Source organism: Micromonospora sp. I033, assembly GCF_053890995.1.
Genome location: NZ_JBSSLX010000179.1, coordinates 1 through 11,757, shown reverse-complemented (window position 1 = coordinate 11,757; position 11,757 = coordinate 1). Strand labels below are relative to the sequence as shown.

At 71.6% G+C, this 11,757-nt stretch carries 15 protein-coding genes and 1 pseudogene; 10 read left to right on the top strand and 6 right to left on the bottom strand.

All coding sequences use genetic code 11. The annotated features are described in order from the left end of the window. The 5 genes and pseudogenes from ACW0Q9_RS23835 to ACW0Q9_RS23815 all read left to right on the top strand — a co-directional run. Positions 1-370 (top strand): annotated as a pseudogene (locus ACW0Q9_RS23835) (nitrate- and nitrite sensing domain-containing protein); the annotation flags it as partial. Between the two features lie 63 nt (positions 371-433). Beyond that, positions 434-859, top strand: coding sequence for a roadblock/LC7 domain-containing protein (locus ACW0Q9_RS23830; RefSeq protein ID WP_091320827.1), 426 nt, complete (start codon positions 434-436; stop codon positions 857-859). Next, entirely contained in the window at positions 856-1,245 is a 390-nt protein-coding gene (locus ACW0Q9_RS23825) for a DUF742 domain-containing protein (protein ID WP_355355058.1), read from the top strand. Before ACW0Q9_RS23830 ends, ACW0Q9_RS23825 begins: the two co-directional genes overlap by 4 nt. Then, complete coding sequence (locus ACW0Q9_RS23820) at positions 1,226-1,834, top strand: GTP-binding protein (RefSeq protein ID WP_456184863.1); 609 nt, start codon at positions 1,226-1,228, stop codon at positions 1,832-1,834. The genes ACW0Q9_RS23825 and ACW0Q9_RS23820 overlap by 20 nt, the downstream gene beginning before the upstream one ends. Positions 1,835-1,865: 31 nt before the next feature. After that, positions 1,866-2,270 carry an SRPBCC family protein gene (locus ACW0Q9_RS23815; RefSeq protein ID WP_456184861.1) on the top strand — a complete coding sequence of 135 codons (405 nt, stop codon included), beginning with the start codon at positions 1,866-1,868 and terminating at the stop codon, positions 2,268-2,270. A 22-nt stretch (positions 2,271-2,292) separates the two neighbouring features. Here ACW0Q9_RS23815 and ACW0Q9_RS23810 read toward each other — a convergent pair whose 3' ends face one another. Then, positions 2,293-2,571 (bottom strand): DUF397 domain-containing protein, encoded by a 279-nt coding sequence (locus ACW0Q9_RS23810; protein ID WP_456184866.1) that lies wholly within the window; start codon positions 2,569-2,571, stop codon positions 2,293-2,295. Positions 2,572-2,615: 44 nt separating this feature from the next. Here ACW0Q9_RS23810 and ACW0Q9_RS23805 point away from each other — a divergent pair, with 44 nt between their 5' ends. Next, entirely contained in the window at positions 2,616-3,017 is a 402-nt protein-coding gene (locus tag ACW0Q9_RS23805; protein WP_456184859.1) for a VOC family protein, read from the top strand. Between the two features lie 39 nt (positions 3,018-3,056). On the opposite strand, the gene ACW0Q9_RS23800 is transcribed toward ACW0Q9_RS23805, so the two are convergent. Next, a complete protein-coding gene (locus ACW0Q9_RS23800; protein WP_456184857.1) occupies positions 3,057-3,866 on the bottom strand; it encodes an SAM-dependent methyltransferase in 810 nt (269 codons plus the stop codon). An 87-nt stretch (positions 3,867-3,953) separates the two neighbouring features. On the opposite strand from ACW0Q9_RS23800, the gene ACW0Q9_RS23795 reads away from it, so the two are divergent. Further along, positions 3,954-4,853, top strand: a complete 900-nt coding sequence (locus ACW0Q9_RS23795) for a fructosamine kinase family protein (protein ID WP_456184855.1) — start codon at positions 3,954-3,956, stop codon at positions 4,851-4,853. Here the strand turns inward: ACW0Q9_RS23795 and ACW0Q9_RS23790 are convergent. The 3 genes from ACW0Q9_RS23790 to ACW0Q9_RS23780 all read right to left on the bottom strand — a co-directional run bounded on the left by ACW0Q9_RS23790 (position 4,843) and on the right by ACW0Q9_RS23780 (position 7,010). Beyond that, positions 4,843-5,934 (bottom strand): winged helix DNA-binding domain-containing protein, encoded by a 1,092-nt coding sequence (locus tag ACW0Q9_RS23790; RefSeq protein ID WP_456184853.1) that lies wholly within the window; start codon positions 5,932-5,934, stop codon positions 4,843-4,845. The genes ACW0Q9_RS23795 and ACW0Q9_RS23790 overlap by 11 nt on opposite strands. A gap of 129 nt (positions 5,935-6,063) precedes the next feature. Further along, on the bottom strand, positions 6,064-6,252 hold the full coding sequence (locus ACW0Q9_RS23785) for a DUF397 domain-containing protein (protein ID WP_456184851.1): 189 nt from the start codon (positions 6,250-6,252) through the stop codon (positions 6,064-6,066). Beyond that, positions 6,243-7,010: a Scr1 family TA system antitoxin-like transcriptional regulator gene (locus tag ACW0Q9_RS23780; protein WP_456184849.1), complete on the bottom strand. Its 768-nt coding sequence runs from the start codon at positions 7,008-7,010 to the stop codon at positions 6,243-6,245. Before ACW0Q9_RS23780 ends, ACW0Q9_RS23785 begins: the two co-directional genes overlap by 10 nt. A gap of 232 nt (positions 7,011-7,242) precedes the next feature. Here ACW0Q9_RS23780 and ACW0Q9_RS23775 point away from each other — a divergent pair, with 232 nt between their 5' ends. Continuing rightward, positions 7,243-7,557, top strand: a complete 315-nt coding sequence (locus ACW0Q9_RS23775) for a hypothetical protein (protein WP_456184847.1) — start codon at positions 7,243-7,245, stop codon at positions 7,555-7,557. 105 nt (positions 7,558-7,662) lie between these two features. On the opposite strand, the gene ACW0Q9_RS23770 is transcribed toward ACW0Q9_RS23775, so the two are convergent. Then, positions 7,663-10,521: an aconitate hydratase gene (locus tag ACW0Q9_RS23770; protein ID WP_456184845.1), complete on the bottom strand. Its 2,859-nt coding sequence runs from the start codon at positions 10,519-10,521 to the stop codon at positions 7,663-7,665. 156 nt (positions 10,522-10,677) lie between these two features. Between ACW0Q9_RS23770 and ACW0Q9_RS23765 the strand changes: the two genes are divergently transcribed. Together ACW0Q9_RS23765 and ACW0Q9_RS23760 are read left to right on the top strand one after the other, a co-directional pair. Continuing rightward, positions 10,678-11,034 (top strand): VOC family protein, encoded by a 357-nt coding sequence (locus ACW0Q9_RS23765; RefSeq protein ID WP_456184843.1) that lies wholly within the window; start codon positions 10,678-10,680, stop codon positions 11,032-11,034. 23 nt (positions 11,035-11,057) lie between these two features. Beyond that, entirely contained in the window at positions 11,058-11,714 is a 657-nt protein-coding gene (locus ACW0Q9_RS23760; RefSeq protein WP_456184841.1) for a DedA family protein, read from the top strand. The last annotated feature ends 43 nt before the right edge of the window (positions 11,715-11,757 follow it).

The window sequence follows — 11,757 nt, the reverse complement described above, 5'->3', positions numbered from 1 at the left end:
GCCGGCGCGTACGCGGAAGCGGCAGCCAGCGCTGGCCGAGCCCACCGTGGGGCTGCCCCCGGTGGACGCCCGGCCCGCCGACCCGGCCCCGGCGGGGGACACGGCGGCGGACGGCGCGGCCCCGGCGCGGACCGACGGCGGTCTGCCGGTCCGGGTCCGCCAGGCCAACCTCGCGCCGGAACTGCGGCACGAGCCGTCCACTCCGGACGACGACGAGGAAGACGACACGGTGCGCCCGCCGGAGCAGGTGCGCCGAATGATGAGCTCCTACCAGAGCGGCACCCGACGGGGCCGGACCGACGCGGCCCGGCTGCTCGGCGGGGCGCACGAGGCCGGCCCGCCGGACACCGGCGACGGTCAGGCGAGCTAGGGACGCCGATCCGGCGATCCCGCACGAGCACGGCACACCAGCCGGGGGAGAAGAGGACGACGAGTGGCGCAGAAGACGGCTTCGAGCGCGGACCTGACGTGGTTGCTGGACGACCTGGTCGGCCGGGTCAAGCAGGCGGAACACGCCGTGGCGCTCTCCACCGACGGACTGCTGATGGCCTCGTCCCGCGGGTTGAGCCGGGACGACGGCGAGCACCTGGCGGCGATGGCGGCGGGCATCCAGAGCCTGGCGCGGGGCGCGGGCAAGCGGTTCGGTGGTGGTCAGGTGCAGCAGACCATCATCGAGATGCAGTCGTCGTTCCTGTTCGTCACCGCGGCCGGGCGCAACGCCTGCCTGGCCGTGCTGGCGTCCGAGGACGCCGACGTGGGCCTGATCGCGTACGAGATGGCCATGCTGGTCACCCGGGTCGGCCGGTTCGTCGCCTCACCCACCCGGGAACAGCCCCTCGGCGAGAACCCGGCGCGATGACCGGCCAGGGGGAGCCCGCGGAGCACGAGTGGGTGGACGACCACGCTGGTCCGGTGGTGCGCCCGTACGCGGTGACCGGTGGCCGGGCCCGCCCGGTGACCGGCACGTTCGACCTGATCTCCCTGGTCACGGCGACCCGTGCGGAGGTGGGGTCGGAGTCCGGGCTCGGCCCGGAGCACGTGGCGATCGTCGGCCTCTGCCAGCGGATCCAGTCCGTGGCCGAGATCGCCGCCCACCTCGACCTGCCGGTGGGCACCGTCCGGGTTCTCCTGGGCGACCTGGCTGCCCGCAGCCTGGTGCAGGTCCGTGAGCCGCGCGCCACCCCCGCCGGCCTTCCCGACGACAGTGTTTTCGAGGCGGTAATCAATGGACTACGGGCGCTCTGAGCGGCCGGCGGGAGCGGCGCCGCTGCCCACCGCGATCAAGATCCTGATCGCCGGCGGTTTCGGCGTCGGTAAGACCACCCTGGTCGGCGCGGTCAGCGAGACCCGGCCGCTGCGGACGGAAGAGGTGCTGACCGAGACCGGGATCGGCATCGACGACCTTTCCGGGGTGGAGACGAAGACCACCACCACCGTGGCCATGGACTTCGGCCGGATCACCCTCAGCGACGACCTGGTGCTCTACCTGTTCGGCACCCCCGGGCAGGACCGGTTCTGGTTCGTCTGGGACGAGCTGGCGCTGGGCGCGATCGGGGCGGTGGTGCTCGCCGACACCCGGCGGCTGGCCGACTGCTTCCCCTCGATCGACTACTTCGAGGGGCGGGGCACGCCGTTCGTGGTGGCGGTGAACTGCTTCGAGGGCGCCAAGCGCTTCCGGCTCGACGAGGTGCAGGGGGCGCTCGACCTGGACCCGGACGTGCCCGTGGTGCTCTGCGACGCGCGGGAGCGGGAGTCGGTCAAGGAGGTGCTGATCACGCTGCTGGAGTACGCCATGAAGCTGCGTGAGGAGCGCCGCCGCGCCGCCACCGACTGAATCCGGCGGCGCGCGCTGCCATGATGGGGCGATGTCCACCGAATCCCGACACCTGAGCGTGCACGTCGACCGGCCGGTCGCCGAGGTCTACGCCTTCGCCTCCGACCCCGCCAACCTGCCCCGCTGGGCGCCCGGCCTGGGCAGCTCGGTGGTGTGGGAGGACGGGTACTGGTTCGTCGAGACACCGGAGGGGCGGGCGCGGCTCTCCTTCGCCCCGCGCAACGAGTACGGCGTGCTCGACCACGAGGTGGTGACGCCCTCCGGCGAGACGGTGTACGTGCCGCTGCGGGCCATCGCGGACGGCGACGGCTGCGAGGTCGTCTTCACGCTGCGCCGCTCGCCCGGGATGACCGGCGCGGATTTCGAACGGGACAGCGGCCTCGTCAGCGCGGACCTCGCCCGGCTCAAGGCGGTGCTGGAGACCGGGACGGCGTGAGGCGCCCGTCGGTTCTGACGGGTCAGCACCACATCACCGGGCTACCGGCGCCCGCCCGGCGGCCGCACACCCTTTCCCGGGTGCCGCCGACGCGGCCCGCACGTGGCGATGGCGAGCAGGCAGCAGGTTGACGGGCCCAGGGAGCGGCCCGATGCTCAAGAGCGTGAGCAGCCACAGGATGCCACGAAGCAGTGTCTTCAGAGGTACGGCGTCGGCCGCGCTCGGCCAGCTTCACGAACCGCGGCCAGGCGGCCGGGTCAACGGTGAGCACCGGCCCGGTCGGGTCATGTGAGTCCCGCACGCCGACGACGCCGTTGTTCCCGCTCTTCACAAGGAGATCCGGCCATGACAGCACCCAGCGAGTACGCCAGCGTTCGCTACCTGGTCGACGACGTCCAGGCCGCCGTCGACTTCTACACCACCCATCTCGGGTTCACCGTCCACACCAGCGCCGCTCCTGCCTTCGCCGACGTGGTGCGCGGCCCGCTGCGGTTGCTGCTGTCCGGACCGACCAGCTCGGGGGCCCGCGCCACCCCCGCCGACGCCGCCACCGCCGGGCGCAACCGGATCCACCTCGTCGTCGATGACCTGGATACCGAGATCGACCGACTGCGCAGCACCGGATTGTCCTTCCGCGGCGACGTGGTTGCCGGCCCGGGCGGACGCCAGATCCTGCTCACCGACCCCGCCGGCAACCTGATCGAACTGTTCCAACCCGCCCACCGACCGGGCACCCCCACGCCCTGACCAGACTCCGGCCCGAGAAGGGCCCGGCCGACTGTCCAATCAGATCCGGCGTAGCACCAGGGTCACGAAGCCCAGGACGTTGTGGTAGCCGCGCAGCCACTGATCGCGGTGCTCCCGGGCGACGGTGAGTGCCTCGGCGGCGTCCGGGTGGCCGGGGTTGTCCAGCGCCCACTCGGTGAGCGAGCCGACCCACGACCATTCGTAGTCGTCCCACTCGGCGGCGTCGCTGACATGGGCGTACACCGGCGTCCAGCCGGCCCGCTCGGCAGCGTCGACCAGGCCCGCGAGGTCGGTGAACTCCTCAGGCTTCGCGTTGAGCGCAGCGAGGGCCTCCGGAGTCGGCGGGACCTGCCAGAATCCCTCGCCGACCATGAGGATGCCGTCGGCGTTCACGTGCCGGCCGGCCAGCTCCAGCGTCTCGCCGAATCCGCCGAACACGTGTGTCGACCCGACGCAGAGCACCAGGTCGTAGTCGCCGTCGGGCACGTAGGTCCGTGCGTCGCGCTCGTGCAGGGTGAGCCGGTCGGCGAGGCCGCGTTCGGCGGCGGCGCCGGCGGCGCGTTCGAGGGCGTACGGGCTGACGTCCACGCCGTCGGCGTGCCCGTCCGGGTAGTGAGCGAGTGCCTGCAGCACCCAGGATCCCTCTCCGCAGCCGAGATCGAGGACACGAGCCGCCGGTTGGCGGCCCGCTCGGCGCAGGAGCCGGTTGAGGTTGACACCGAAGATCGGGGCCGCGATCGGGTGGTGCGAGTGCGCGATGCTGCTGAGCCGTTGACGATCCACCGCCAGAGTCAACACGAGTCGGGCCGACGCCGCACCCGGGTTGTCCGGCCGCGTAATCGGCGGCATGTCAGGTCGTCCGACCGCGGACCGGAGGTCAGTCCTCGGGTGATGGGCAACTGGTCACATAAGATCTTGCGCACAAGCACCCCGGAGATGAGGAGCGCACTGGTGCCGCGGTCAACGGCGTTCCTGCTGGAGGGTCTGCTCCGGGCCGGGATGCGGGATGTCGTCGCGGTGGAGCCGGCGACGGGCGGACTCGCGGCGCTCGCGGGCATCGCCACCCGCCGGGACGCGCCGTCGGTGTTCGTCAAGGCCTTCGCCGACGCACCGGCCGACGACGTCTTCCTCGCGGAGGCCGAAGGGCTGGCCGCCCTGCGCGAGCTCGGCGGCGTGGCGACACCCGACGTGATCCTGGCGGACCGGGAATTGCTGGTGTTGTCGGTGCTGCGGCCCAGGCCGCGCAGCGAGACCTTCTGGGAGCAGGTCGCGCACGCGCTCGCCCGCCTGCACACGAGCACCATCCATCCTCGCTTCGGATGGCACCGTGACAACTGGCTGGGCCGCCGCCGGCAGATCAACACCTGGGATGACGACGGCTTCGCGTTCTTCGCGCAGCACCGGTTGCTGCGGTGGCTCGGGCAGCCCCGCGTCGAGGCGGCGCTCGACCCGGAAGACCGGACGGCGCTGGAGCGGCTGTGTCACCGGCTGCCCGACCTGCTGCCGGACCGGCCGGCATGCCTGACGCACGGCGACCTGTGGGCGCAGAACGTGCTGGCAACGCCGGACGGGCGGCCCGCGCTGATCGACCCGGCCGTGTCCTACCTGTGGGCCGAGGTCGACCTCGCCCATGTGTGGTCCACCTCGCCCCCGCCCGAGGCGCACCGGTTCTTCGAGGTCTATGCCGAGCTGACCGCCCTCGACAGCGACTGGCGGGCCCGCATGCCGATCGTCCAGCTGCGGCAACACCTCGCCGTGCTGGCCCAGTTCGACGACGACTGGGGCGCGGGCGACCAGGTCCGCGCCACCCTTGCCCCGTTCCGGGTCAGGCGGTGAATTCGACGCCGGCGAGGGAGACGGTGCGGTAGGCGGCGAGCCGTTCAGCCTGTTCGACGATGGTGTCGCGGGTGGTGGCGGACAGGGTCTGCCACGGCTGGACGGCGACCTTCAGCGTCTTGCCGGTCTTGCGGGGACGCCAGGTGCCGACCACCTGACCGTCGACCAGGACGGCGCCGGGGCGGCCCAGCACCGGCCACAACTCCTTGGCGTGCGCCGTGTCCGGCACCAGGGTTGCCCGGTCCTTGGCCTGGAGGAAGAGGTCGTACGGGCCCAGTAGGCGGGTAGCCCTGGTGTCGGCCGATTTCAGCGCCTGTTCGTCGGCGGCCAGGAGCGAGCGGGCTTCGCCGTCGACCACCACCTCGATCACATCTTCGGGCCAGCGTGCCTTCACGTCCTTGACGGGGGCGTCGAGATAGTCGGCGACGTGTTTGGGCGTGGCCGGGCCGAGCAGACGAAGATACGCGCGGACGAGGTCGAACGTGTCGCCCGCGGTGGCAGCCTTCTTGAACCCCGCGGTGCGTTGCAGAACCGGTGGCGATGTGTCGATTTGCAACTCCAGCCCGGCCCGTACGGCGGCCAGCCGGAACGGCATCTCGTAGAGGTGGGTGGCGTCGCAGGGCCGGCAGAACCGCAGGTACGGCTCGGGCATCACCTCGGCCAGGCGGCGGGAGACGTCCCCCTTGACCATCGGCCTGGTGACGACGGCTCGCATCTGAGCGGCCACCTCGTCGAGGGCAGCCAGGTTCCCGATGCCAGCCGCCTTCAACGGCCTGGCGGCGTCGTAGATGCGCTTGCCCGCGTCGGCGTCGGAGAACGGCTCGACCGCGGCCGCCACCTTCCCCGCATCAGCACGGCGGTAGAGGTGGGGAGCGCCTCGCACGGTCCACAGCAGGATCAGATCCTCCGGGGACAACGCCGCCACATCGACCCCGCGGACGGCCAGCGCCCACCGGGCGCCGTCCGTGCCGGTGTCCTGTACCCCGACATCGAGCACGGCGGTGTTGTCGAGTGTGCCGGCGGCCCGGTCGAGCTGCTGGGCCCGGACGCGGAAGTTCATCACCTGGCGTTGATCAACCACCCCTGTACGCTACCCGTCCCGTCGGTCTCGGGCGGTCAACGGAAGAGCGCGACGAGTGTGCGTCGTCCGTGTCGGAGAGACGCCGAAGGCCCCCGGCGCGTCGCCGAGGGCCTTCAGTGGGGTACGGGGTCAGCCGCGCCTGGCCATCGTCACGAAGCGCGTCCAGGCGGCCGGGTCGAAGGTGAGCACCGGACCGCTCGGGTCCTTGGAGTCGCGGACGGCGACGACGCCCGCGAGGTTGTCCGCGACCTCGACGCAGTCACCGCCGTTGTTTCCGCTCTTCGTGCTCTTGCGCCATCGCGCGCCGGTCAAGTCCATGATGCCGCCGCTTCTTTGAGGAGTTCCAAGGACTGCGCACGCGACAGGGCGACCCCACGAATGCGTTCCCATCGCCGATCCAGCGTAGCAACGTCTGCGGCCCGGTCGATGATCTGAGCCTGGGCCTGGCTGTCAACATGACCGACCCGCGCGCCCTCTGGCATCTCGGCGATCGTGAACGGTCCGCCCAGGCCCGGATACATACCCACATCGGCTGGCACGACGAAGAGGGACACGTTCGGCAATGCGGCCTGCTCGGCGAGCCGCTCGCACTGCTCGCGCATCAGGTTTCGGTCGCCGTCCAGGGTGCGCCGCAGGACGTTCTCATCGAGGACGGCGACGAGCAGCGGCGGGCGTTCCCGTCGCAGGATGGCCTGCCGGCTCAGCCGCGCCTCCGCCAGGTTGTCGGCCTCGGCCGGCGTCAACGCCTCGCCCGCCAGCGTCGCCAGCGCATATGCCTTGGTCTGAAGGAGGCCGGGTACCCACGCGAGCTGAAACGACCGCAACGATAGCGCCTCCCGCTCGATCTCGGCCCAGGGGCGGAACCACGCCGGCTCCCGGCGCTTCAGCGCGTCCGGCCACAGCTCCTCAACGTTCCGGCCTAGGAGCTGAGCGACTCGTGCGCGATGGCGGGTCTGTGGGATCCGTCCCTTGCTCGCCCATTTCGCTGCCGTCTTCGGATCCACACCGACCTGAGCTGCGAGAGTGTCCGCCGTATGACCGCTCTCGGCCATCGCCGCCTGTACGGCTCGATTCATCTCCGAACCCTCTCGGAACGTTCCAGACGTCAGAGGGAAATACTTCTACGCGGTGTGATCGCTCCGCAACCCTCGGCAGGGTGCTTTGTAGACACCGTCGAGGAGGGAGCGCAAGATGCTTGAGGACAAGCCGAAGCCGGTTCCGAAGCCGACGAGCCCGCCACCACCCCCGCGCCCGACCGTGCCGGGGCCGATCGGGCCGCTCGTTCCTCCGTACCGTGGTCCCGGCCGGGTGACCAACGTCGTCCCCGCATCGCGCTGGCGGACCCGCGGCGGTCCGGCCGTCGCGCACACCGCGACCGGCCCGTCCTGGCGGTGCGACGCCTGCGGCCGCGACTGGCCCTGCCCGGCGCTGCGCGCGATCCCGACGGACGCGGCCCGGCGCGCGACCCTGATCCCCGAGTTCTCCCGGATCACCCGCCGCGCGATCCGCGACCTCCGCGGCCGGCCCGGCGGCCCGGACCCGGTCGCCATCGTGCGCCGCTTCCTCTGGTTCCTGCCCCTCACCGACGAGGAGGCGCGCGCGATCGCGCTGCGGTTGCGCTGAGCGGCGGGCCGCGCCGGGGCGACCAGCGGCCGGCGAGCACCAGCGGAAACGCCGAAGGGCCGCTCCCCGCGAGCGCGGGAAGCGGCCCTTCTCAGCTGTCCGACGTCAGCTGGCGATCATGCGCCGCAGCACGTACTGCAGGATGCCGCCGTGCCGGTAGTAGTCGGCCTCACCGGGGGTGTCGATGCGGACCACGGCGTCGAACTCCACGCCGGTGTCCGTGGTGACCTTGACGGTGCGCGGGGTGTCGCCCTCGTTGAGCGCGGTGACGCCGCTGATCGAGAAGGTCTCCGTGCCGGTCAGGCCCAGCGACTCCGCGGTGGTGTCGACCGGGAACTGCAGCGGCAGGACGCCCATGCCGATCAGGTTCGAGCGGTGGATCCGCTCGTACGACTCGGCGATGACCGCCCTGACCCCGAGCAGCATGGTGCCCTTGGCCGCCCAGTCGCGGGACGAGCCGGAGCCGTACTCCTTGCCGGCCAGGATGACCAGCGGAACGCCGGCCTCCTGGTAGGCCATCGAGGCGTCGTAGATCGAGGTCTGCTCGCCGGTCAGGTGGTTGACCGTGAAGCCGCCCTCGACGCCCGGCACGAGCTGGTTGCGCAGCCGGATGTTGGCGAAGGTGCCCCGGATCATCACCTCGTGGTTGCCGCGGCGGGAGCCGTACGAGTTGAACTCGTGCCGGGCCACGCCGTGCTCGGCGAGGTACCTGCCGGCGGGGGAGTCCGCCTTGATCGAGCCGGCCGGGGAGATGTGGTCGGTGGTCACCGAGTCGCCCAGCTTGGCCAGCACCCGGGCGCCGGCGATGTCCTGCACCGGCTTCGGGTCGCGCTGCATGCCCTCGAAGTACGGGGGCTTGCGCACGTAGGTCGACCCGCCGTCCCAGGCGAAGGTGTCGCCGGTCGGGGTCGGCAGCGACTGCCAGCGCTCGTCACCGGCGAACACGTCCGCGTACGCGGCGCTGAAGCCGGTGGCGCCGATCGCCGAGGCGATGACGTCCTGGATCTCGGCGCTGTTCGGCCAGATGTCCCGCAGGAACACCGGGTTGCCCTCGGAGTCCTCACCGAGCGGCTCGTTGGCCAGGTCGATGTCCATGGTGCCGGCGAGCGCGTACGCGACCACCAGCGGCGGGGACGCCAGGTAGTTCATCTTGACGTCCGGGTTGATCCGGCCCTCGAAGTTGCGGTTGCCGGAGAGCACGGAGACGACGGCCAGGTCGCCCTCGTTGACCGCGGCGGAGACCTCCTCCGGCAGCGGGCCGGAGTTGCCGATGCAGGTGGTGCAGCCGTAGCCGACCAGGTTGAAGCCGAGCTTCTCCAGGTAGGGCGTCAGGCCGGCGCGGTCGTAGTAGTCCATGACGACCTTGGAGCCCGGGGCCAGGGTGGTCTTCACCCACGGCTTGCGGGCCAGGCCCTTGTCCACCGCGTTCCGGGCCAGCAGCGCGGCGCCGATCATGACCTGCGGGTTCGAGGTGTTGGTGCAGGAGGTGATCGCGGCGATCACCACCGCGCCGTGGTCCAGCTCGTACTCGACGCCGTCGGCACCGGTCACCCGGACCGGGTTGGTGGCGCGGCCACCGGCGCCCGCCGCGGCGGTCTCCAGGTCGCGCGGCTCGTCGGCCGGGTCGCTGAACTCGTTGGCCGGCGGGTCGCTGGCCGGGAAGGACTCGGCGCTGGCCTCGTCGGCCGGGCCGTTCGCGCCGCGGGGCAGCTCCTCGCGGGCCACGCCCGGCTTGATCTGCTTCTCGGCGCCGCCCAGGTCGCCGGCGGCGACGTAGTCGGTCAGCGCGGAGCGGAACAGCGTCTTGGCGCTGCCCAGCGGCACCCGGTCCTGCGGGCGCTTCGGGCCGGCCAGCGACGGCTCGATGGTGCCGAGGTCCAGCTCCAGCCGCTCCGAGTAGACCGGCTCGCGCTCCGGGTCGTGCCAGAGGCCCTGCTCCTTGGCGTACGCCTCGACCAGCGCGACCTGCTGCGGGTCGCGGCCGGTCAGCTCCAGGTAGCGGACGGTCTCGGCGTCGATCGGGAAGATCGCGACGGTGGAGCCGTACTCCGGGGACATGTTGCCGATGGTGGCCCGGTTGGCCAGCGGCACGGCGCTCACGCCCGGGCCGTAGAACTCGACGAACTTGCCGACCACGCCGTGCTTGCGCAGCATCTCGGTGATGGTGAGCACCAGGTCGGTGGCGGTGGTGCCGGCCGGCATCTCGCCGGAGAGCTTGAAGCCGACGACCCGCGGGATCAGCATGCTGACCGGCTGGCCGAGCATCGCGGCCTCGGCCTCGATGCCGCCCACGCCCCAGCCCAGCACGCCCAGGCCGTTCACCATCGTGGTGTGCGAGTCGGTGCCGACCACGGTGTCCGGGTACGCCTGGCCGTTGCGCTCCATGATCGTGCGCGCCAGGTACTCGATGTTGACCTGGTGCACGATGCCGGTGCCCGGCGGGACGACCTTGAACTCGTTGAACGCGGTCTGGCCCCAGCGCAGGAACTGGTAGCGCTCCTTGTTGCGCTCGTACTCCAGCTCGACGTTGCGCTCGAAGGCGTCCTCGCGGCCGAACAGGTCGGCGATGACCGAGTGGTCGATGACCAGCTCGGCGGGGGCGAGCGGGTTCACCTTGGTGGCGTCGCCGCCGAGGTCGCGGACGGCCTCGCGCATGGTGGCCAGGTCGACGACGCAGGGCACGCCGGTGAAGTCCTGCATCAGCACCCGGGCCGGGGTGAACTGGATCTCCACGCTCGGGTCGGCGGTGGGGTCCCAGCCGCCGAGCTGCTGGATGTGGTCGGCGGTGATGTTCGCGCCGTCCTCGGTCCGCAGCAGGTTCTCCAGCAGGATCTTCAAGCTGTAGGGCAGCCGGTCGTGGCCCTCCACCTTGTCGATCCTGAAAATCTCGTAGCTCGCGTCACCGACGCGTAGCTGGGTCTTCGCACCGAAGGTGTCGAGGCTCGCCACGTCGTACTCCTTCACACCAGCGACCGTGAGTAGTCCTGAGCAGTTTGTCGCACCGGCCGGTGTGCTGCCGTGGTTAGGCAACACTTACCTGCGTCGGTCTCTACAAAACCGTACGTCCGTCTTGCTATTCGCGCAACCTCGTGCCAGGGTTCGGGACGAGGAGGTGCCACCATGATCCATCACGTCCTGCTCGCCTGCCCACGCGGCTCCGAGGAAACGTCGCGGGCGTTCTACGCCGGCCTGCTCGGCCTGGTCGAGAAGCCCAAACCGCCGGCCCTCGCCGCCCGGGGTGGTTGCTGGTTCACCGGGTACGGCGTGGAGCTGCACCTCGGCGTCGAGGACGACTTCCGGCCCGCCCGCAAGGCGCACCCGGCACTGCTCCGCCCCGACCTGGACGAGCTGGCCGCCCGGCTCGACGCCGCCGGCCTCCCCGTGACCTGGGGCGACGACGAGATTCCCGGCATGAGGCGGTTCCACACGTACGACCCGCACGGCAACCGCCTGGAGTTCCTCGCACCCGTCGAGTGAGCCGCCGCGGGTAGGGTTCGGGCGTGGTCGACGTACAGCACTGGCTCTCCGCGCTGCCCCCGGGCGTGGTCTACCTGATCGTCGCCGGCGTGATCGGCGTGGAGAGCATGGGCATCCCGCTCCCCGGCGAGATCGTGCTGGTCAGCTCCGCCCTGCTCGCGGCCACCGGAGTGGTCGAGCCGGAATGGGTGGCCACCGCCGCCGCCACCGGCGCCATCATCGGCGACTCCGTCGGGTACGCCGTGGGCCGCCGCGGCGGCCGCCCGCTGCTCGAACGGCTGGGCCGGCGGTTCCCGAAGCACCTCGGCCCGGCGCAGCTCGCCCGCGCCGAACAGAGCTTCGCCCGGCACGGTGTCTGGGCGGTCTTCTTCGGGCGGTTCGTCGCCCTGCTCCGCATCCTCGCCGGCCCGCTGGCCGGGGCGCTGCACGTGCCGTACCGCCGGTTCCTGGTGGCCAACGCGGCCGGCGGTCTGGTCTGGGCGTTCGGCACCACGTACCTGCTCTTCTCCGTGGGCCGGGCGGCCGAGCACTGGCTCAAGGACATCTCCTGGGCCGGCCTGGTCCTCGCCGTGCTCGCCGGTGTGGCCAGCACGTGGTGGCTGCGCCGCCGCGCCCACCGGCTGGAGCCGGTCGACGCGCCCGACGAGGCCGACGAGCCGGTGCACGCCGGCGACCGCTGACCACAGACGCCGAAAGGGCCCGACCCCCGTGTGGGGATCGGGC